Raw genomic sequence first — 19,510 nt, forward strand, 5'->3', positions numbered from 1 at the left:
TGAGAAACGCCGCCCTCGGGCGGCGTTTTTTTCAGCGACGGTCGGCGACGATGTTGCCGAAGGTGTCGGTGTAGTCCTTGAACTCGGGGATACGCTGGATCAGATCGGACGGAATCACTTCCATGCCTTCGGGCGGCTGGATCTTCACTGGCTGCATGTTGGGATCGGCCGGGGCCGCCACCAGAGTGTTCTGGCGCAGTACCTGCAGTTTGCCGAACATGGTCTGCAGCATCTGCTTCTGCGCGTCGTCCAGCGGAATCTGGATTTCGTCCATCTTCATCGTGCCATCGGCGAGGATGATGATGTTCGGCGCGGGTGGGCGACGCACGGTGACCATGCCTTCGCTCACGGAAATCTTGGGCTTGCCGCGCTCGGCGCGGTGGTTGCGGTAATCCTTGTCACAGCCAACCAGGCCCAGGCAGAGCAGGGCGGCCAGCAGCAGGAACAGTTTCTTCATGGCGGTTTGATCGGGTGCATCCGGGGCCGCCATTGTAAGCCCGCGCAGGCAGCGTCGGCCGGCAACGCTTGCGCGCTGCCGGCCGGGTGCGCTCATTTGCCGCAGTCAGAGATTGACGGTGTGGCCCTTGCCGGTGTCCTTGCCGCAGTCGTCCACGTCGCTCTGGTCCATCGTCGCGTAGGGCTTGAATGCCGGCAGTTCGCGCGCCAGCGCCTGCTGGCTGGCCAGCATCGCGGGCAGGCGGTCGCAGATGCGCTTGGCCTGGGCCTCGATCTTGGCGGCTTCGGCGTTGATGCGCTTCTCGACGCCTTCGCTGTCACCGCTGAAGATGCCCTTCAGCGCCTCGCCGGCGGCACTGGCACCAAGCTTGGCACCGGCCAGGCCGACGTCCATGCCGTCCATCGCGATGGCGACCACGTGGCCGCGGTACTCCAGCAACTGGCGGCGCTGCGCGTCATTGGCGGCGACGTCCTTGCCCGCGATCAGCAGGTGGCCGTCCGGGGTGATTTCCGCGCGCGGCTGCTTGTCGGCGGAGATCTTGATGTTGCCCTGGGCGATGTCCTTGCGGGCATCGTTCATGGCGTCCTTGACGGTCTCGCCGACGCCGCTGGTGGCCTCGGCAACACTCTTGCCGACGGTCTTGTCAGGCGAGGAAGAGGTGCCGCCACAGGCGATCAGCGGCAGGCACAACAGGGTGGCAGGCAGCAGGCGCAACAGGTTCATGGTATTCCCCTGGGATCGGTTGGCTGGAAGTTACTTGTTGCGCGGCAGGGTGACCTTGCCGCTGACATTGCGGTGGCCGACGTCACCGCTGCCGCTGTGGTCGACGGTCAGGCTGCCGCGCACGCCATCGACCTGGATGTCGCCCGAGCCATGGCTGCGGACGTGCACATTGCCGCCGATGTCGGTGAGGTCGACGCCGCCGGAGCCGACCACGCCCACCTCGACATTGCCCTGCACGCGCTTGAACTCGATGTCGCCCGAGCCGACGGTGTCCAGCCGCGCGTTGCCACGCACGTCGGTGATCTTCAGGTCACCGGAGCCGACCGTGCCGGTAATGGCATCGCCGCCGATGTTGCGCGCCGTAACGTCGCCCGAGCCAAGCGACAGCAGGTTCAGCGAGCTGCCACCGTCGATGTCGAGGTCGCCCGAACCCACTGCGGCATGGATGCTGCCCCGGGTGCCGCGGGCGGCGGCGTCACCGGAACCAACGTCCACGCTCAACGACTGCGCGTTTTCAACGCTGGCGTCGCCCGAGCCGACCTTGACCTGCAGCGGCAGGTTGTCCGGCACGCTGCCGCGGATATCCAGCCAGGCATAGCTGTTGCCCAGGCTGATGTTGCTGATGCGGCCCTCGCGACGCAGGCTGACCACCAGCTTGTCGCCCACCTTGCGCTGGTCCAGCACCAGCTGGTCCAGCCATTCCTGGTTGGAGGCACAGGCGCGGCCGTCGAGCTGGCCACCACCGGCGCTGGCAACGACCTTCAGGTCGTGCTGGTTGACCTCGAACACCACCGCCTTGGCACCGGCCACGTCCAGCTTCAACGTGCGGGCAGCAGTGAACTTGCAGTTCTGTGCATCGGTCGCAAGGGCCGACAGCGGCAACAGCAACAACGCGGTACAGGCGATCAGGGAACGCATGGGTGGTGCCTCCGGGTGGATGGAATCAGATCTCGCCGGCGCGCTTGCGCAGGCGGATGGCGAGGAAGATGAAGAACGCACCGACGGCGGCCCCGATCCACAGTTCCGGCATCGCCAGTGACTTCAGCTGCGAAGCCGGGGACATCAGGCTGACCACCGAATCCAGGTCACGGCGCGAACCGGCGCTGAGGCGGTACAGCAGGTCCATGCCCGGCACGCCGCCCAGCAGCAGGCGGCCGACGATGTTCTGCCAGAACCAGCCGGTGCTCAGGCCGAACAGCGGCATGATCTTGGTGGTGCTGACGATGACGCCGGCAAACAGCGGCAGCATCACCGCCCACAGGAACGGCTTGCTCTTGGCCCAGGCCGAGCACAGCAGCAGCCAGCCGGCGGTAGGCAATGCCCACAGGGCATAGACCGGAATCCAGGACAGGTGGCCGGCGGCCAGGGTCAGCGGGCTGGCCGGACCCCAGATCAGGGTCATCGGGCTGCCACCATGCATCAGGGCCACGATGCTGATGATCAGCATGAAGCCGAACATGGTGATGATGCCGGCGATCACCGCGATCAGCGGTGCCACCACCAGTGCACTGATCACCTTGGACAACACGGTCTGCGTGTCCGACAGCGGCAAGGACTTCCAGAACAGGATGCTGCGGTCGCGGCGGTCGTCGTACAGGGCGCCCAGGCAGTAGAAGAACACCACGAAGGCCAGCACCAGGAACGGCCATGCCGAGCTGAGCACCAGGGTCAGGTCGAGGCCGTTGCCGAGGTCGGTGAGGTCCTTGCTGTCGATGTTGCGGGTCAGTAGTGCCAGGTCCAGGCCGTTGACGTTCACGCTTTCGCCATCGACATGCAGCGCGCCGTTACGCGCCGCACGGTTCAGCGCGAACAGGCCGAAGGCGATGCCGACGGTACTCATCACCAGCGAAATCAGGCCGGCGATCAGCGGGGCATACAGGAATCCGCCGCGGTTTTCCCAATACTCGCGCTTGAGCAGCCAGCGCAGCGTACCCAGTGGGCTGACGGGGTGGTTGACGGCATTCATGCGTAGGTCCCCTTCATGATGGCGACGAACAGGTCGGCCAGGCCCGGGCTGCGGGTCTCGCCAAGGGTGGAAAGCTGGGAGCGCGGCACGCCATCGAACAGCATCACGGTCTTGCCGAACGTCAGGCTGCGTTCGTCGATCGGCTTCAGGGCGCGCGCGGTGTCCAGCTGGTCGGCGTTGACCAGCAGTTCGGTGTAGCGCCGCCCGACTTCGTCCATTTCCGCATCAAGCACGATGCGGCCGTCACGGATGAACATCACGTCGCTGAGGATGTGTTCGATCTCTTCCACCTGGTGGGTGGTGACGATGATGGTCTTCTGCTCGTCGAAGTAGTCTTCCAGCAGGCGCTGGTAGAACTCCTTGCGGTACAGGATGTCCAGGCCCAGGGTGGGCTCGTCCAGCACTAGGATACGGGCATCGATGGCCATCACCAGCGCCAGGTGCAGCTGCACGATCATGCCCTTGGACAGCTCGCGCACGCGCTGCTTCGGCTGCAGCTTGGTGTTGGCCAGGAAGCGCTCACAGCGGGCGCGGTCAAAGCGCGGATGGACGCCGGCGACGAAATCGATCGCCTCGCGGACCTTCAGCCAGCGCGGCAGCACGGCCACGTCGGCGATGAAGCAGATGTCGTTCATCAGTTCATCGCGGTGCAGCCGCGGATCGCGGCCGAGCACGCTCAGCTCGCCTTCCACCGAGGTCAGGCCGAGGATGGCCTTCAGGGCGGTGGTCTTGCCGGCGCCGTTGGGACCGATCAGGCCGATGATGCGCCCGCTCGGAATGCTGAAGCTGGCGTTGTCGAGGGCGACGGTGGTCTTGTAGGCCTTGCGCAGGCCTTTGGCGGTGATGACGGCATCGCCGGGTGCAGCAGTAGTGGGACTGGCATTCATCAGAATTTCCCCTGGGGCAGCAATTCGTCGAGGCTCAGGCCCAGGCGCTGGATGCGCTCCAGGACCGCTGGCCATTCTTCATTGAGAAAGCGTTCGCGTTCGCTGCTGCGCAGCTGCGTGGCCGCCTGTTCGGTCATGAACATGCCCAGCCCGCGGCGCTTTTCGACCAAGCCTTCGTCGGCCAGTTCCTGGTAAGCGCGCGAAACGGTGATGGGGTTGAGCTGGTAGTCGGCGGCCACCTGGCGCACCGAAGGCAGGGCATCGCCCGGCTTGAGGATTCCGTCGAGCATCATGGCGATCACGCGCTCCTTCAACTGACGGTAGATGGGAGCACCGTCGCTCCACTGGATGTCGCTCATATTCAGCTCCGTGGGGTCAGCGGCTGGGCGAACGAGAAGTACGGCATGGACAGGGAGCTGTGCAGCCGACGCGGGGGGGAGGGGGAGGGGGCAGCATTGCCTGCCGGTGAAGCGGTCGCGTCCTGCGCACTATCGGTTGAGGCGGGGGAGGTTGGCGCGGCCAGCCAGGCCAGCACGATCAGGGTCGAAACGGCAGCGGCCGCGGGTGCGGTGAGGTTGCGACGTATCCGGACGTTCATGGCTTCCCCCTGTCTCAGGTGACTGGTGTTGTATGCAACTATAACACCGGCACGCCTACGTGCAACCCCCTACCGTCCCCAACTGATGGCAGGGGTGGTCAGATTGCTGAAATATCCCTTTATTCAATTGATTTAAAAGAGAAATAAAACTGTCGCAGGGGGCAGTCCACATCCGCCTTGCATTCAGTGATGTCCATGCTATGTCATCACTGCGCCGTCGATCGCGCCCGGGCGGCGCATTCGCCACGCCGCGCAAAGCCCGGGTGGGCCTGTGCCATCAGGGGCGCCGGAGCCCGGTGCTATAGTTCGGCCGATCCCCGGCCGGTGCTGGCCGGGCCCCTGTTGAATGGCTACCGCGGACCGCTCCTGATGCCCCTGCCGACTGTTTCCCCGCGCCGCCTGCGCGGTCTGTCCCTGCTGGTCCTGATGGTGGCCGGCGCTGTTGGTTCCGGCAGTGCCCTTGCTGCCGATCTGCTCGACCTGGATTACCGGCCGCTGGCCGGCAAGCAGCAGGTCAACCTGCAGCAGCGCTACCACGGGCAGGTGCTGCTGGTGGTCAACACCGCCAGCAAGTGCGGCTATACCCCGCAGTACGAAGGGCTGGAAGCGCTGCAGAAGCGCTATGCGGGGCGTGGCTTCGCGGTGCTTGGCTTCCCGTCCAATGATTTCAAGGGCCAGGAGCCGGGCGACGAGAAGCAGATCCAGGATTTCTGCACCCTGACCTACGGCGTCAAGTTCCCGATGTTCGAGAAGGTGCATGTGGTGGGGGAGCAGGCAACGCCGCTTTATCAGCGCCTTGCCGCAGCCACCGGCGTAGCCCCGGCCTGGAACTTCCACAAATACCTGGTCGGCCGCGATGGCAAGGTCATCGCCCAGTTCGCCAGCAAGGTGACGCCGGATGATGCACAGCTCACCGCCGCCATCGACAAGGCGCTGGCCGCTACCGCCACGCATTGATATCCGGCATGTATGCCTCGACATCGACGGCATGCGTGCGACAATGACTCTTTTCGCGCCGACGTCGGCGCCCGGACACTTTCAGGAATGCAGCGAATGAAGATGGGAATGCGCGGCGCCGCGGCGTCGGTTCTGATTCTGGCAATGGGCACTTCGGGTGTCGCTCTGTCGCAACAACCGGCTGCCCCCGCAGCCGCCAAGGAGACCGCAACCTTGAATTCCCCCAAGCAGAAGCTCGGCTACGCCATCGGCCTGGACGTGGCCAAGTCGTTCACTCCGATTGCCGATGAGATTGACGTAGCTGCCCTGCGCACCGCCGTGGAGCGCTCCTTCGAAGGCCTGCAGCCCCAGATCACCCAGGAACAGGCCAAGGCCACCGATGCCGCACTGCGCCAGGTGGTGATGGCCCGCAGCGGCCAGCAGGTGCCGGGCATGGCGCCGGGCTCGCAGCCGGCGAAAGTGGACCGCGTCAAGGTGTCGCAGATGATCGGTTCCTATTCGGTCGGTCCGTCGCTGGCGCAGCTGAAGGACGACATCGACGTCGCCTCGCTGTTTGACGCGATCAGCACCGGCCTGAGCAAGGGCCAGCCGAAGATGACGGAAGCTGACGCGACCGCCACCATCCAGTCGTTCATGGGTGCCAAGCAGGCCGAAATGCAGGCCAAGGCCGCCGCCGCCGCGCAGACCAACCGCGAGGAAGGCAATGCGTTCATGTCCAAGAACAAGACCCAGCCGGGCGTGGTGACCACCGCCTCGGGCCTGCAGTACCAGGTGATCCGCCCGGGTAGCGGCGAGCGCCCGCTGCCGAGCAGCAAGGTGCGCGTGAACTACGAAGGCAAGCTGCTCAACGGTACCGTGTTCGACAGTTCCTACGGCCGCCAGCCGGCCGAGTTCGGTCTGGACCAGGTGATCAAGGGCTGGACCGAGGGCGTCGCGCTGATGCCGGTCGGCTCGAAGTACCGCTTCTGGATCCCGGGCAACCTGGCCTATGGCGAAAACGGCACCCCGGGTGGCCCGATCGGCCCGAACGCAACTCTGACCTTCGACGTCGAGCTGCTGGGCGTCCTGCCGTAAGTCATCCAGGAGCGAATACGGATATGCGCGTTGCGATTTTTGGTACCGGCTACGTTGGACTGGTAACCGGTACCTGCCTGGCCGATGTGGGTCATCAGGTGGTCTGCGTCGATATCGACCAGGCCAAAGTGGATGGCCTCAACCAGGGCATCATCCCGATCTACGAGCCGGGCCTGGAGCCCATGGTGAAGGCCAACCATGCCGCCTTGCGGCTGGCATTCACCACCGATGCCGCGGCCGCCATCGACCATGGCCAGGTCGTTTTCATCGCCGTAGGCACGCCACCGGACGAGGATGGCAGCGCCGATCTGCAGTACGTGCTGGCCGTGGCCCGCACCATCGGCCGGCACATGAGTGTGCCGACCGTGGTGGTCAACAAGTCGACGGTGCCGGTCGGCACCGCCGACAAGGTGCGCGCGGCCATTGCCGAAGAGTTGGCTGCGCGCAATGCGGACATCGCCTTCGACGTGGTGTCCAACCCGGAGTTCCTGAAGGAAGGCGATGCGGTTGCCGACTGCATGCGCCCGGACCGCATCATCATCGGTGCGACCAGCGAAGAATCGGTGGCGGTCATGCGCCGTCTGTATGCGCCGTTCAACCGCAACCACGACCGTGTGGTGGAAATGGACGTACGTTCGGCCGAACTGACCAAGTACGCGGCCAACGCGATGCTGGCGACCAAGATTTCGTTCATGAACGAAATCGCCAACATCGCCGAGCGTGTCGGTGCAGATGTCGAGCAGGTCCGCCAGGGCATCGGTTCGGACCCGCGCATCGGTTGGCATTTCATCTATCCGGGCGCCGGCTATGGCGGCTCGTGCTTCCCCAAGGATGTGCAGGCGCTGGCCCGCACCGCGCAGCAGTACGGCCTCGAGCCGAAGCTGCTGAACGCCGTGGAAGCGGTCAACGATGCACAGAAGGGCCATCTGTTCGCCCTCATCCAGCGCCACTATGACAAGGGCGAGGACGAAGGCGTGCGCGGCAAGACGTTTGCCGTGTGGGGCCTGGCCTTCAAGCCGAACACCGACGACATGCGCGAAGCCTCCAGCCGTCGCCTGCTTGCGCAGCTGTGGGAAGGTGGTGCGACGGTGCGTGCGTATGACCCGGAAGCGATGCATGAATCGCAGCGCATCTTCGGCGAGCGCGACGACCTGGTGTTCTGCAACAGCGCTGATGAAGCGCTGCAGGGTGCCGACGCACTGGTCGTGGTGACCGAGTGGAAGCAGTTCCGCAGCCCCGATTTCCAGAAGCTGCGTGAGCAGCTGAAGGACGCGGCGGTGTTCGATGGCCGCAATCTGTACGAGCCGGCCGAGGTGGAAGCTGCAGGCCTGGCGTACTACGGTATCGGTCGGGGGCGTTCGCTGCATGTCTGAGCTGCCGAGCGAACGCGAGCAGGCGCTGGAAGCGCGCCTGGTCGAGCTTGAAATGCGCGTGTCCTTCCAGGAACAGGCGCTTGCCGAACTGAGCGATGCGCTGGCTGATGCCCGCATGCAGGGCATGCGCAACGCCGACGTGCTGCGCGTGCTGCTGGAAGACCTGGGCAAGGTCCGCAACGCACTGAATTCTTCCGATCCGGCGAGCGAACCGCCGCCGCCGCACTACTGATCCGAACTCTATGAGCGATACCCTCCGCGACCAGCTGATGGGCCTGGGCTTCAAGCCGGCGCCCAAGCCCGAGCGCAAGAATGATGGCCCTCGCCGTGACGGCCGCCCGCAGGGCAAGGGCGGCAATGGCAATGGAAAGCCGCAGGGTGCAGGCAAGGGCGAGCACAAGCCCGGCGAGCGCCGTGGGCATGGTCACCACGCTGGAGCCGGCAAGCCCGGCGGCCAGGCGCGTGGCCAGGGCCAGGGCCAGGGCCAGGGGCAGGGGCAGCAGGGCCCGCGCAAGCCGCGCAGTGCCGAAGAGATGGATCTGGCCAAGGCCTATGCCATCCGTGCGCAGAAGGAAAAGGAAGAACGGATCCAGGCAGAGCGCCTGAAGCAGGAAGAAGCGCGCGTGCGCCGCGAGGCGAAGGCCAAGCTGGAAGAGCTGCTGAAGGACAAGGGCCTGAACGCCGAGGATGCCGACATTGCCCGCCACTTCCCGTATGGCGGCAAGATCAAGCGCATCTACGTGACTGCCGAGCAGCTGACTGCGCTCAATGCCGGTGAACTGGGCGTGGTCCAGCTCAATGGCCGCTACCTGCTGGTCACCGCCGAGGTGCTGGCGCAGTCCGAGGCAGTGTTTGCCGCGTCGGTGGCGCTGAAGGTCGATCCGAACGCCCCGGCCGAGGAAGATCCATACGCCGACCCGCAGTTCCAGGTGCCGGACGACCTGGTCTGGTAAGGACGCAACCACCGCGGCTGGCGCTGCCTCCGCGGTTGTGGGGAAAGGGATGACCGCTGATCCAAGCCGTGGCTACGTGCCGCACATTGACGGCCTGCGCGCGATTGCCGTGCTGGCCGTCATCGTGTTCCACCTGGACCCGGCCTGGTTGCCGGGCGGGTTCACTGGCGTAGATGTGTTCTTCGTCATTTCCGGTTTCGTGGTCAGCGCGTCGGTGCACCGGCTGCCACCGTTGTCGCTGTGGCAGTCGATGCTGCGCTTCTATTCGCGCCGTATCCGCCGCATCGCACCTGCGCTGATCAGCTGCCTGCTGCTGACCGCCGTTGCCAGCGTGCTGTTCATTCCCGAGTCCTGGCTCAGCGAGGCCAGTGACAAGACCGGGCTGATGGCGTTCTTCGGCTTCAGCAACTGGGTACTGGCGCTGATCGGCAACGACTATTTCGCGCCCAAGGCCGAATTCAATCCCTACACCCATACCTGGTCGCTGGGCGTGGAAGAGCAGTTCTACCTGCTGTTCCCGCTGCTGTTCCTGGCCTGGGCACGCGGCGCGCGCGGGCGTTGGATGAGCCTGGGCTTGTTTGCCGTGGTCAGCGTGGCGTCGCTGCTGCATGCGGCGGTGCTGGGCCTGCGCGAGACACCTCCATCGTGGGCGTTCTACGCCACCAGTACGCGGCTGTGGCAGTTGGGTGTTGGCGTACTGTTGTTCCAGGTGCTGCATGTTCGCCAGCCACAGGATCCAGTGACGACGGCTGCACTGAAGCGCGCCGCCCCCGTGTTCTCGCTGCTTGCGATGGTGGCGCTTGCCCTGCTGTGTTGGGCGTTGTGGACCGCACGGGCCGGACGTTCGCCGTGGCCTGACGGCCTGCTGCCGACCTTCGCTGCTGCAGGCCTGCTGTGGGCGCTGCATCATCATCCGCGGTCCTGGGTGGCACGCCTGCTGGCCAGCAAGCCGATGCGCTACATCGGCCTGCTCTCGTACTCACTGTATCTGTGGCACTGGCCGGTATTCGTGCTGATGCGCTGGACCGTAGGCCTACGGACACCCTTGCAGATGACCACGGCGATGGCGCTGGTGTTGCTGCTGTCATGGTTGTCGTGGCGCTGGGTGGAACAACCGTTCCGCGGCACTTTGGCGCAACGCGTGCGCCCAGGTCGTTGGGTGCTGGCAGGCGCGGCCATTCTGATGGTCGCGGCCGGCACCCAGACGCTGCTCTACCTGCAGGCATCGCGGATATCACTGAGCACGGTCAGCCGGCATCCGGCCGACTGGTATCCCAACGGCAAGAGCGTGGCAGGCGACTATCCTCATTGTGCATTGGTAACGGACAAGCAACGCTTCGCAGGTGGCAGCATGCGGACCTATGCCCGTGGCGCCTGCGAACGGCCGCTGTCGGCCGGCGCGCCAAAGCGGGTCTTTGTTGCCGGTGATTCGCATGCGATGGCTTACATCGAGCTGCTGCAGCGGCTGGCGCTTGAGGCCGGCTCGGAGGTCGTCCTCTATGGGCGAGGTGGATGCCCGCAGGTGAGCCTGCAGAAGTGGCGCGGCGCGGGTGCCGGTTGCAGTGATTTTGACGCAGCGATGCTCGCTGACGTCACGCAGCGAGCGCAGCCAGGTGATGCCGTGGTGCTGGTGTCGCTGCGGATACCGCGCTTGTCCGATCAGTTCGTGTTGTTCGATGCGCAGGCGCAGCTGGCAGGCGAGCTGACCCCGGAAGCCGCTGCTGGACGTGAGGCCGAAGTGGCAGAGGCGATCACCCAGTGGAAGCCGCTGGCCGAGCGCGGTGTACGTATTGTGCTGGAGGCGCCCAAGCCGGTGTTGCCGGCGCCGCCGTATCGCTGTTCGGATCGCTTCAATGCGCGCAACGAGATCTGCCGCAATGGCTTGGACAGCACGCGCGAGGCGATGGAAACGCTGCGTGCGCCGATGCTGGACAGCCTGCGGCAAGTGGTCGATGGCCTGCCGGGCGGAGTGCTGTGGGACCCGATGCCGGTGCTGTGCGATGACGTGCTATGTCCAGCACAGCGCGATGGTCGACCGTTGTTCTTCGATGGTGATCATCTCAGCGCTCACGGCAACCGTGTGTTGCTGCCTTCGTTGCAGCAGGCTCTGCAGCAGCGCTGACCTGGCGCATGGTCAGTGCGCGCGACGCCGCCGTCTCGCGCGGATCAGCGGCAGGCTCAATGCGAAGAAGCACAGCAGGGCACCGATCAGGGCGAAAGCACTGCCGGCCAGGAATGCAGTGCGGCCATCGTCGATCTTCCACAGCTGGCCGGCGATGAGCGCGCCCAGCACGCCGCCGACACCGGACGAGAATCCGTACAGCAGGCCCTGGCCATGGCCATTGAGGCGGCCGGGGAAATAGGTCGCCAGCATCTGCATCGCTGCCGCGAAGAAGGCAGCAAAGCCGAGCGCATGGGCGCTCTGCGCGACCAGCATCACCGGCAGGTTCTGCGGGAACAACGCGGTCGCCGCCCAGCGCAGGCAGGAGCTGACCAGCGCGATCAGCAGCATCCAGCTGGCGTCGTAGCGGCGGAAGAAGCGGCCGATGGTGAAAAACACGCCTACCTCGAACACCACGCCGATGGTCCACAGCAGGCCGAGGGTGGAGGTGCGATAGCCGTGGTGATCCATGTAGACCGAGAAGAACGTGTAGTACGGGCCGAACGACAGCTGCTCCATGAACGCGGCCAGGAAGAACGCGAGCACTGGTGGCCGGCGCACGATCTGCCAGAAGCCAGTGGCATCGCCGTCGGCCTTGCTGATGTCACGTGCATAGTGGTTGCTGAAGGCCGAGGCCACCATCAACACAAACAACGGCAGCATCAGCCACGGCAGCAGCGCGGCGCGGTTGCCGCTGCCATCGCCCTCGATCAACCAGCCGAACAGGGTCACGATGGCGATGAAGCCGAGCGAGCCCCAGACCCGGATCAGGCCGTAGCGATGGCTGTCGCTGCCGAGGTGAGTGAGGGTGATCGACTCAAACTGCGGCATCACCGCGTTGTAGAAGAAGCAGAACACGACCATCGCCGGGTACATCCATGGCTGTGGCAGCGGCAGCAGGAAGGCGGTGAAACTGATCAGCGCCAGCACGCACCCCAGCCGCAGCAGGCGGATCGGTCGTGGTGAGGCTGCGGCCAGGGTGGTCCACATGCTGGGGGCGACCACGCGGGTGGCATACCACAGGCCCATCATCACGCTGATGGCGGTGACGTTCATGCCGCGCGCCGTCAGGAACAGGCTCCAGTACGGAGTGAACGCACCGAGCGCCGCGTAGTAGAACAGGTAGAAGCTGGAGAGGCGGGCAACGGGAACGGTCATCGCAGAATAATGCACGGTAGCGCCGGGCCATGCCCGGGGGGCAGGAGATGACGCCGGGTATGGCCCGGTGCTACCGGATCATTCCGGATCGTAGTCGAGGTTGGAGGCCAGCCAGCGTTCGGCCTGGGCGCGATCCACGCCCTTGCGCCGAGCGTAATCGCCCACCTGCTCGCGGCCGAGGCGCCCGACCACGAAGTACTGGCTCTGCGGATGGCTGAAGTAATAGCCCGACACCGCCGCGGTCGGCAGCATCGCGAAGCTTTCGGTCAGCTCCATGCCGGCGTTGGCTTCTGCCTGCAGCAGGTCGAACAGCCGGCGCTTCTCGCTGTGCTCCGGGCAGGCCGGGTAGCCGGGAGCCGGGCGGATGCCGCTGTACTGCTCGTCGATCAGCGCCTCGTTGTCCAGTGTCTCGGCATGGTCGTAGCCCCAGAAATCGGTACGCACGCGCTGGTGCAGGCGCTCGGCCAGCGCTTCGGCGAAGCGATCGGCGAGAGCCTTCAGCAGGATCGCGTTGTAGTCGTCGTGGTCGGCCTCGAACCGGGCCACGTGCGCATCGATGCCGATGCCGGCGGTGACAGCGAATGCACCGATCCAGTCCTGGCGGCCACTGTCGGCCGGTGCGATGAAATCGGCGAGGCAGAAGTCCGGGCGCTCGGCGGGCTTGTCCACCTGCTGGCGCAGGAAGTGCAGGGTGGTCTCGCCTCGCGGGTGTTGTACGCGCACGTCGTCGCCGACGCTGTTGGCCGGCCACAGGCCGAACACGGCCTTGGCGGTGAGCCACTTCTCGCCCACGATGCGGTCGAGCATCACTCGGGCATCCTTGTACAGATCGCTGGCCTGCGCGCCGACGATTTCGTCGGTGAGGATGGCGGGATACTTGCCGGCCAGTTCCCAGGCCTGGAAGAACGGTGTCCAATCGATGTAGGGCACCAGTTCGGCCAGCGGGTAATCGTCGAACACGTGCAGGCCGGGCTGGTTCGGAACCGGCGGTACATAGCTGTCCCAGCCGCCCTGGAACTTCTGCCCACGAGCGTGTTCCAGCGAAACCAGTCGCTTGGCATCACCACGGTTGCGGTGACGTGCGCGGATCTCGGCATAGTCGGCTTCGTTGGCCGCGACGAAGGCCGCGCGCAGGTCGCGTGAGATCAACGACTGGGCAACGCCAACCGCTCGTGAGGCGTCCTTCACCCATACCGTGGGCGCGTGATAGTGCGGGTCGATCTTCAGCGCGGTATGCGCGCGCGACGTGGTGGCGCCGCCGATCAGCAGCGGCAGATCGAAGCCCTGGCGCTGCATCTCGCGGGCGACGTGGCTCATCTCCTCCAGCGACGGAGTGATCAGCCCGGACAGGCCGATCAGATCGGCATTGTGCTCGCGCGCGGCGTCGAGGATCTTCTGCGCCGGCACCATCACCCCCAGATCCACCACCTCGAAGTTGTTGCAGGCCAGGACCACGCCCACGATGTTCTTGCCGATGTCGTGCACATCGCCCTTCACCGTGGCCATGATGATGCGGCCGTTGCTCTTGGCGGTATCGCCGCTGCGCGCCTTTTCAGCTTCGATGTAAGGCAGCAGGTAGGCCACCGCCTTCTTCATCACCCGCGCGGACTTGACCACCTGCGGCAGGAACATCTTGCCGGCGCCGAACAGATCGCCGACTACGTTCATGCCATCCATCAACGGACCTTCGATCACGTCCAGCGGGCGGCTCGATGCCTGCCGTGCCAGCTCGGTGTCTTCTTCGACCCAGGCGTCCAGGCCGTGCACCAGTGCATGTGCCAGGCGCTGCGCGACCGGCTTCTCACGCCAGGCCAGGTCCTCGTTCTTCGCCGCACCCTTCTTGCCCTTGTAGCGCTCGGCAATCTCCAGCAGTCGCTCGGTGGCGTCGCTGCGGCGATTGAGGATCACATCCTCGACGCGTTCGCGCAGCTCCGGCTCCAGCTCGTCGTAGATCGGCATGGCGCCGGCGTTGACGATGCCCATGTCCATGCCGGCAGCGATGGCGTGGTACAGGAACACCGAGTGGATCGCCTGGCGCACGGTCTCGTTGCCACGGAACGAGAACGAGACGTTGGAAACGCCGCCGGATACATGGCAGTGCGGAAGGGTCTGCTTGATGATGCGGGTAGCTTCGATGAAGTCCACCGCATAGTTGTCGTGCTCTTCGATGCCGGTGGCGACAGCGAAGATGTTCGGGTCGAAGATGATGTCCTGCGGCGGGAAACCGATCTCGTCGACCAGCAGGCGGTAGGCGCGGGTGCAGATCTCGACCTTGCGCGCGCAGGTATCGGCCTGGCCGGCCTCGTCGAAGGCCATCACCACCGCGGCCGCGCCATAGCGCAGCACCTTGCGTGCATGTTCGCGGAACAGCGTTTCGCCTTCCTTCAGCGAGATCGAATTGACCACGCTCTTGCCCTGCAGGCACTTCAGGCCGGCCTCGATCACGCTCCACTTCGACGAGTCGACCATCACCGGAATACGCGCGATGTCCGGCTCGGACATGATCAGGTTGAGGTAGCGTGTCATCGCCGCTTCCGAATCGATCAGGCCCTCGTCCATGTTGACGTCGAGAATCTGCGCGCCGCTGGCCACCTGCTGGCGGGCCACGTCCACCGCCTCTTCGTAGCGACCTTCCTTGATCAGCTTGCGGAACTGCGCACTGCCGGTGACGTTGGTGCGCTCACCGACATTGATGAACAGCAGGTCCGGGGTGATGACCAGTGGTTCCAGGCCGGACAGGCGTGTAGGGCGGACAGGCGTCATGGTTGGCGGCGGCTCAACAGCAATAGGGCGGAATATGCGGGACGGTGGCGGCGACGTTCATGCGGCCTGCTCCTGCGTGCCGGGCAGGACGCGCGGTGGCAGACCGGCCACCGCCTGCGCGATGGCGCGGATGTGATCGGGCGTGGAGCCGCAGCAGCCGCCGACCAGGTTCAACAGCCCATCCTCGGCGAAGCCGCGCAGGGTCGTGGCCATTTCTTCAGGTGTTTCGTCGTACTCGCCGAACGCGTTGGGCAGGCCTGCATTGGGATGCGCACTGACATGGCAGTCCGACACCTGCGACAGGGTTTCCACATGCGGGCGCATCGCATCGGCGCCCAGCGCGCAGTTCAGGCCGATCGACAACGGCCGCGCATGCGCCAATGAGGCATGGAAGGCCTCGGCGGTCTGCCCGGACAGGGTGCGTCCCGATGCATCGGTGATGGTGCCGGAGATCATCACCGGCAGCCGCGCACCACGTGCATCGAAAGCTTCCTCCACGGCATACAGGGCGGCCTTGGCATTGAGCGTGTCGAAGATGGTCTCGACCATGATGGTATCTGCACCACCGTCGATCAGGCCGTCGATGGCCTCGCGGTAGGTGCCGCGGAGCTCGTCGAAGCTGGTGTTGCGGAAGCCCGGATCATTCACGTCGGGGCTGATCGAGGCCGTGCGGCTGGTCGGGCCGAGCACGCCGATGACAAAGCGCGGCTTGCCCGGCGTGGTCGCGGCCACGGCATCGCAGCAGGCGCGTGCGACTGCCGCCCCAGCTTTGTTCAATTCGTACACGAGGTGTTCGAGGTGGTAGTCGGCCTGGCTGACCGAGGTGGCATTGAAGGTATTGGTCTCCACCAGGTCGGCGCCAGCGTCCAGGTACGCGGTGTGGATGTCGGCGATGATCTGCGGCCGGGTCAGCAGCAGCAGATCGTTGTTGCCCTTCAGGTCGTGGCCTTCCGGCACTGCGTGGTCGCAGCCGGGGCCATGGGCGTGGTCGAAGCCACCGGCGAAGCGCTCGCCTCGATAGTCGTCCTCCTGCAGCCCATGGCGCTGGATCATCGTGCCCATCGCGCCGTCGATGATCAGGATCCGCTCGCGCAGGGCATCAAGCAGGGCGTTGGCGCGATCGGGATGCAACCAGGGCAGGGTGGGCATGGTGGTCTCGGGCTCAGGGCTTGTTGGCGATCAGCGAAATCACTTCGAAGTGCGGCGGGCGCTTCTCGCGGGTGACGGTCTCCAGGCTCGACACCTGCAGGCCGGCCTTGTCGACGAACTTGCGCAGTTCCTTGTCGCTGAAACCGAGGTTGACGTGGCCGTAGGCCTCCACCGCGGCCTTGTGTTCGTGGCGGGCCAGGCTGCACAGCAGCAGGCGGCCACCGGGGCGCAGCACGCGTGCGGCTTCGGTTACCGCCTGCGCCGGCTTGCTGGCATAGGTCAGCGCGTGCATCAGCACCACCAGGTCGAAACTGCGGTCCTTGAACGGCAGGGCGTGCATGTCGCCTTCGCGCACTTCCACGTTGGGCAGGCGGCGCAGGCGCTCGCTGGCGGCGGCAACCACACGCGCACTGGTGTCGATGCAGATGTAGCGCTTGGCATGCGGGGCCACCAGTTCGGCCAGCACGCCGTCACCGGAGGCGATATCGAGCACGTCACCGGTTTCCAGCAGCGGCAGCGCGGTGCGTGCAAGCGCTTCCCAGGTACGACCCGGAGAGTAGTGGCGCTCCATGTCGCCGGCCACGCTGTCGGCCCAGTTCTGGTCGGAAGCACGGTGGGCCAGCACGGCGGCAACCCGTTCAGCATCCTGGCGCAGCAGCGGGTCGTCGCTTCCGTTGCTCAAGGCATGCCACAATGCGCGCTGCGCCGGGTCCAGCTGGGCCTCATCGAAGCGGTAGTAGGCCGACACGCCGGCACGGCGGTCGCGGACCAGGCCAGCTTCCTTCAGGCGCGCCAAGTGGGTGGACACGCGCGGCTGCGCCAGCCGGGTGATCGCCGACAGTTCGGCCACGGTCAGCTCCTCCTGCTCCAGCAGCGCCAGCAGGCGCACGCGGGTGGCATCGGCGAACACCTTCAGGCGTGTTGACCAGTCTTCCAGATCCATAAATATCTACCTATCGCGATATAGAGATATATTCGCTGAGGTTGCCTGTCGCGGTCAAGTCGCTGGCGTACGGAAGCGCTCGGCCCCGTTACAATCTGGGCACCTGGGCGCGCCGTGTGCGGCCCACATCATCATGTACCCGGGAGGGTGTTGTGGATTTCAGCTTTACTGAAGAGCAGTTGATGCTGCAGGACGTGGCGCGGCGCATCGCGCAGGAGAAGATCGCCCCCAGCGCGGAGCACCATGACCGCACCGGCGAATTCCCGTTGGACAACATCCGCCTGCTGGGCGAGAACGGCCTGATGGGTATCGAAGTGCCGGCCGAGTATGGCGGCGCGGGCATGGACCCGATTGCGTACGTGCTGGCGATGGTGGAGGTCGCCGCAGGTGATGCTGCGCATTCGACCATCATGTCGGTCAACAATTCGCTGTTCTGCAACGGCATCCTCACCCACGGCAATGAAGCGCAGAAGCAGAAGTACGTGCGTGCCATCGCCGAGGGTGAAGCCATTGGCGCGTTCGCGCTGACCGAGCCGCAGTCCGGGTCCGACGCCACTGCCATGCGCTGCCGCGCGGTCAAGCAGGCCGACGGAACCTTCGTCATCAACGGCAAGAAGAGCTGGATCACCTCCGGCCCGGTGGCCAAGTACATTGTGTTGTTTGCGATGAGCGAGCCTGACAAGGGCGCGCGCGGCATCACTGCGTTCATGATCGATACTGACAAGGCGGGCTTCGGGCGCGGCAAGACCGAGCCGAAGCTGGGCATCCGCGCATCGGCGACCTGCGAGATCGAGTTCAACGATTACGTGGCACAGGCCGAAGACGTGCTGGGCCAGGAAGGCGAGGGCTTCAAGATCGCCATGGGCGTGCTCGATGCTGGCCGCATCGGCATTGCTTCGCAGGCCATCGGCATCGCCCGCGCCGCCTATGAAGCGACGATCGAGTATGTGAAGGAGCGCAAGGCATTCGGCGCCGCAATCGGCACCTTCCAGATGACCCAGGCCAAGATCGCCGACATGAAGTGCAAGCTGGACGCAGCGCTGCTGCTGACCCTGCGCGCGGCGTGGGTGAAGGGGCAAGGCAAGCGCTTCAGCAATGAAGCGGCCATTGCCAAGCTGACCGCTTCGGAAGCGGCGATGTGGATCACCCACCAGGCCGTGCAGATCCACGGCGGCATGGGCTACTCCAAGGAAATGCCGCTGGAGCGCTACTTCCGTGATGCCAAGATCACCGAGATCTACGAAGGCACCTCGGAGATCCAGCGCCTGGTGATCGCCCGTAACGAGACCGGGCTGCGCTGATGCCCCCCCGACGGGGCGGCGATTGCCGCCCCGATTTTTCTGCGCGGTCAACGTGGTAGTCGGCAGACGATGTTTCTTCCATCCCATTCGCAGACGATCTGAAGTGATCCTTGTGGCGTGCTTGGAAACATGGTCACCCCATAGAGGCGGGCCGAGTCCACCCATCGTTCGAGTTCGTCTCGATCGTCGAAACGATAGCTACCCACGAACCCACGAGCCAATTCCGGATCGGTGGCTGCACCGTCCGGAATCTTGTTGCCCTTGGCATCAAGACTTTCACCTTGCACATAGCGGGCTCTGTCAACTGACGAGGGCGTGATGACCAGGGTGGTCTTCGAGCCATCGCGCCATGTGATCCGGTAAACAGCGCTGTCAATACCGATGGTCTTGCTGACGAAACTCAGTCCAATCGAGGAGAGGAACGTCGCCATGCTGTTCCAGGCGACCGACGACGTTGTCGCGCCTGTGAAGGCCTTTCCGATGTCACCTTCCAGCCTTGATCGCTCGGTGGCCATCTGCACCACATCGTAGGCGTTGAGATTTTTGTGCTCTTCCGGGAATCGTATGCCATTGGCGGATTGCGGATCGTCTGGATGCACTTCGAACTGCGCGCCTCTACCGACCCTTTGTCGCGCTGCGAACTGTGCTGTCGGCACGTTGTTGTCGAGCATGCCCATGATCCGGTTGAAGGAGGCGCTGATCGGTTCGGGAATTTGTGCTCTCATCGCGCGATAGCGACGCAGCTCACGGTCGTACTCCACGTCGAAACCATGGATCCGCCGTTGCTGGAAGTCTGCGACGATGGTGGGGCCCGTGCCCGAGGCGATGGCCAGTGCGCGTGGATCACGACAGTTGTCGCAGACGAGGACGCCCTTGGCGCGGGCTTCCTGGATACTGCCGGCTGCAAACAACGCGCTGAGCAGCAGAGCAGAGCGGCTGAAGAATCGTAGAGCTTTTCCATCCATGATCGGTCTCCTGGGACGGCATCGGATCGATTGCCGTAGAAACATCTGGATAGCAACGATCAGGACGTACCGGACCTCTGCG

Annotated in this window: 18 protein-coding genes; 7 read left to right on the forward strand and 11 right to left on the reverse strand. The window is 65.0% G+C overall.

All coding sequences use genetic code 11. The features are described from left to right. Positions 1-31: 31 nt before the first annotated feature. The 6 genes from AC13GA_RS07775 to AC13GA_RS07800 form a co-directional block, all read right to left on the reverse strand. Entirely contained in the window at positions 32-457 is a 426-nt protein-coding gene (locus AC13GA_RS07775; protein ID WP_041864559.1) for a hypothetical protein, read from the reverse strand. A 105-nt stretch (positions 458-562) separates the two neighbouring features. After that, complete coding sequence (locus tag AC13GA_RS07780; protein WP_046987456.1) at positions 563-1,180, reverse strand: YggN family protein; 618 nt, start codon at positions 1,178-1,180, stop codon at positions 563-565. A 30-nt stretch (positions 1,181-1,210) separates the two neighbouring features. After that, positions 1,211-2,098 carry a DUF4097 family beta strand repeat-containing protein gene (locus AC13GA_RS07785; protein ID WP_482997815.1) on the reverse strand — a complete coding sequence of 296 codons (888 nt, stop codon included), beginning with the start codon at positions 2,096-2,098 and terminating at the stop codon, positions 1,211-1,213. A gap of 25 nt (positions 2,099-2,123) precedes the next feature. Next, positions 2,124-3,146 (reverse strand): hypothetical protein, encoded by a 1,023-nt coding sequence (locus tag AC13GA_RS07790; RefSeq protein ID WP_482997816.1) that lies wholly within the window; start codon positions 3,144-3,146, stop codon positions 2,124-2,126. Continuing rightward, complete coding sequence (locus tag AC13GA_RS07795; RefSeq protein WP_136640066.1) at positions 3,143-4,033, reverse strand: ABC transporter ATP-binding protein; 891 nt, start codon at positions 4,031-4,033, stop codon at positions 3,143-3,145. Before AC13GA_RS07795 ends, AC13GA_RS07790 begins: the two co-directional genes overlap by 4 nt. Continuing rightward, on the reverse strand, positions 4,033-4,392 hold the full coding sequence (locus tag AC13GA_RS07800) for a GntR family transcriptional regulator (RefSeq protein ID WP_012511573.1): 360 nt from the start codon (positions 4,390-4,392) through the stop codon (positions 4,033-4,035). The genes AC13GA_RS07795 and AC13GA_RS07800 overlap by 1 nt, the downstream gene beginning before the upstream one ends. A gap of 608 nt (positions 4,393-5,000) precedes the next feature. On the opposite strand from AC13GA_RS07800, the gene AC13GA_RS07805 reads away from it, so the two are divergent. The 6 genes from AC13GA_RS07805 to AC13GA_RS07830 all read left to right on the forward strand — a co-directional run bounded on the left by AC13GA_RS07805 (position 5,001) and on the right by AC13GA_RS07830 (position 11,110). Next, complete coding sequence (locus AC13GA_RS07805; RefSeq protein WP_046982654.1) at positions 5,001-5,588, forward strand: glutathione peroxidase; 588 nt, start codon at positions 5,001-5,003, stop codon at positions 5,586-5,588. A 96-nt stretch (positions 5,589-5,684) separates the two neighbouring features. Continuing rightward, entirely contained in the window at positions 5,685-6,662 is a 978-nt protein-coding gene (locus tag AC13GA_RS07810; protein ID WP_046982652.1) for an FKBP-type peptidyl-prolyl cis-trans isomerase, read from the forward strand. Between the two features lie 23 nt (positions 6,663-6,685). Next, complete coding sequence (locus AC13GA_RS07815; RefSeq protein ID WP_046982651.1) at positions 6,686-8,035, forward strand: UDP-glucose dehydrogenase family protein; 1,350 nt, start codon at positions 6,686-6,688, stop codon at positions 8,033-8,035. Then, entirely contained in the window at positions 8,028-8,267 is a 240-nt protein-coding gene (locus tag AC13GA_RS07820; RefSeq protein ID WP_136638281.1) for a SlyX family protein, read from the forward strand. Before AC13GA_RS07815 ends, AC13GA_RS07820 begins: the two co-directional genes overlap by 8 nt. A 10-nt stretch (positions 8,268-8,277) precedes the next feature. Beyond that, positions 8,278-8,988, forward strand: a complete 711-nt coding sequence (locus tag AC13GA_RS07825) for a DUF2058 domain-containing protein (RefSeq protein WP_482997817.1) — start codon at positions 8,278-8,280, stop codon at positions 8,986-8,988. A 49-nt stretch (positions 8,989-9,037) separates the two neighbouring features. After that, the gene (locus tag AC13GA_RS07830) at positions 9,038-11,110 is read left to right on the forward strand and encodes an acyltransferase family protein (RefSeq protein WP_482997818.1); all 2,073 of its coding nucleotides are present in this window, start codon (positions 9,038-9,040) and stop codon (positions 11,108-11,110) included. 12 nt (positions 11,111-11,122) lie between these two features. Here AC13GA_RS07830 and AC13GA_RS07835 read toward each other — a convergent pair whose 3' ends face one another. The 4 genes from AC13GA_RS07835 to AC13GA_RS07850 all read right to left on the reverse strand — a co-directional run bounded on the left by AC13GA_RS07835 (position 11,123) and on the right by AC13GA_RS07850 (position 17,162). Continuing rightward, positions 11,123-12,307 carry an MFS transporter gene (locus AC13GA_RS07835; RefSeq protein WP_482997819.1) on the reverse strand — a complete coding sequence of 395 codons (1,185 nt, stop codon included), beginning with the start codon at positions 12,305-12,307 and terminating at the stop codon, positions 11,123-11,125. 78 nt (positions 12,308-12,385) lie between these two features. Continuing rightward, a complete protein-coding gene (gene metH / locus AC13GA_RS07840) occupies positions 12,386-15,070 on the reverse strand; it encodes a methionine synthase (RefSeq protein ID WP_482997820.1) in 2,685 nt (894 codons plus the stop codon). A gap of 57 nt (positions 15,071-15,127) precedes the next feature. After that, positions 15,128-16,219: a homocysteine S-methyltransferase family protein gene (locus AC13GA_RS07845; protein ID WP_253079008.1), complete on the reverse strand. Its 1,092-nt coding sequence runs from the start codon at positions 16,217-16,219 to the stop codon at positions 15,128-15,130. A gap of 13 nt (positions 16,220-16,232) precedes the next feature. Continuing rightward, the gene (locus AC13GA_RS07850) at positions 16,233-17,162 is read right to left on the reverse strand and encodes an ArsR/SmtB family transcription factor (RefSeq protein WP_006376775.1); all 930 of its coding nucleotides are present in this window, start codon (positions 17,160-17,162) and stop codon (positions 16,233-16,235) included. 152 nt (positions 17,163-17,314) lie between these two features. Between AC13GA_RS07850 and AC13GA_RS07855 the strand changes: the two genes are divergently transcribed. Then, positions 17,315-18,463 carry an acyl-CoA dehydrogenase family protein gene (locus tag AC13GA_RS07855; protein ID WP_046982644.1) on the forward strand — a complete coding sequence of 383 codons (1,149 nt, stop codon included), beginning with the start codon at positions 17,315-17,317 and terminating at the stop codon, positions 18,461-18,463. Positions 18,464-18,510: 47 nt separating this feature from the next. Here the strand turns inward: AC13GA_RS07855 and AC13GA_RS07860 are convergent, their stop codons facing one another. After that, positions 18,511-19,428, reverse strand: a complete 918-nt coding sequence (locus AC13GA_RS07860; RefSeq protein ID WP_428709347.1) for a hypothetical protein — start codon at positions 19,426-19,428, stop codon at positions 18,511-18,513. Between the last annotated feature and the right edge of the window lie 82 nt (positions 19,429-19,510).

The organism is Stenotrophomonas sp. 22DLJC03, from assembly GCF_056861405.1.

Bases quoted from the DNA above. Each gene is read 5' to 3' on its own strand.
- AC13GA_RS07775 (WP_041864559.1), bottom strand. From the start codon at position 457: ATGAAGAAACTGTTCCTGCTGCTGGCCGCCCTGCTCTGCCTGGGCCTG.
- AC13GA_RS07780 (WP_046987456.1), bottom strand. From the start codon at position 1,180: ATGAACCTGTTGCGCCTGCTGCCTGCCACCCTGTTGTGCCTGCCGCTG.
- AC13GA_RS07785 (WP_482997815.1), bottom strand. From the start codon at position 2,098: ATGCGTTCCCTGATCGCCTGTACCGCGTTGTTGCTGTTGCCGCTGTCG.
- AC13GA_RS07790 (WP_482997816.1), bottom strand. From the start codon at position 3,146: ATGAATGCCGTCAACCACCCCGTCAGCCCACTGGGTACGCTGCGCTGG.
- AC13GA_RS07795 (WP_136640066.1), bottom strand. From the start codon at position 4,033: ATGAATGCCAGTCCCACTACTGCTGCACCCGGCGATGCCGTCATCACC.
- AC13GA_RS07800 (WP_012511573.1), bottom strand. From the start codon at position 4,392: ATGAGCGACATCCAGTGGAGCGACGGTGCTCCCATCTACCGTCAGTTG.
- AC13GA_RS07805 (WP_046982654.1), top strand. From the start codon at position 5,001: ATGCCCCTGCCGACTGTTTCCCCGCGCCGCCTGCGCGGTCTGTCCCTG.
- AC13GA_RS07810 (WP_046982652.1), top strand. From the start codon at position 5,685: ATGAAGATGGGAATGCGCGGCGCCGCGGCGTCGGTTCTGATTCTGGCA.
- AC13GA_RS07815 (WP_046982651.1), top strand. From the start codon at position 6,686: ATGCGCGTTGCGATTTTTGGTACCGGCTACGTTGGACTGGTAACCGGT.
- AC13GA_RS07820 (WP_136638281.1), top strand. From the start codon at position 8,028: ATGTCTGAGCTGCCGAGCGAACGCGAGCAGGCGCTGGAAGCGCGCCTG.
- AC13GA_RS07825 (WP_482997817.1), top strand. From the start codon at position 8,278: ATGAGCGATACCCTCCGCGACCAGCTGATGGGCCTGGGCTTCAAGCCG.
- AC13GA_RS07830 (WP_482997818.1), top strand. From the start codon at position 9,038: ATGACCGCTGATCCAAGCCGTGGCTACGTGCCGCACATTGACGGCCTG.
- AC13GA_RS07835 (WP_482997819.1), bottom strand. From the start codon at position 12,307: ATGACCGTTCCCGTTGCCCGCCTCTCCAGCTTCTACCTGTTCTACTAC.
- metH (WP_482997820.1), bottom strand. From the start codon at position 15,070: ATGACGCCTGTCCGCCCTACACGCCTGTCCGGCCTGGAACCACTGGTC.
- AC13GA_RS07845 (WP_253079008.1), bottom strand. From the start codon at position 16,219: ATGCCCACCCTGCCCTGGTTGCATCCCGATCGCGCCAACGCCCTGCTT.
- AC13GA_RS07850 (WP_006376775.1), bottom strand. From the start codon at position 17,162: ATGGATCTGGAAGACTGGTCAACACGCCTGAAGGTGTTCGCCGATGCC.
- AC13GA_RS07860 (WP_428709347.1), bottom strand. From the start codon at position 19,428: ATGGATGGAAAAGCTCTACGATTCTTCAGCCGCTCTGCTCTGCTGCTC.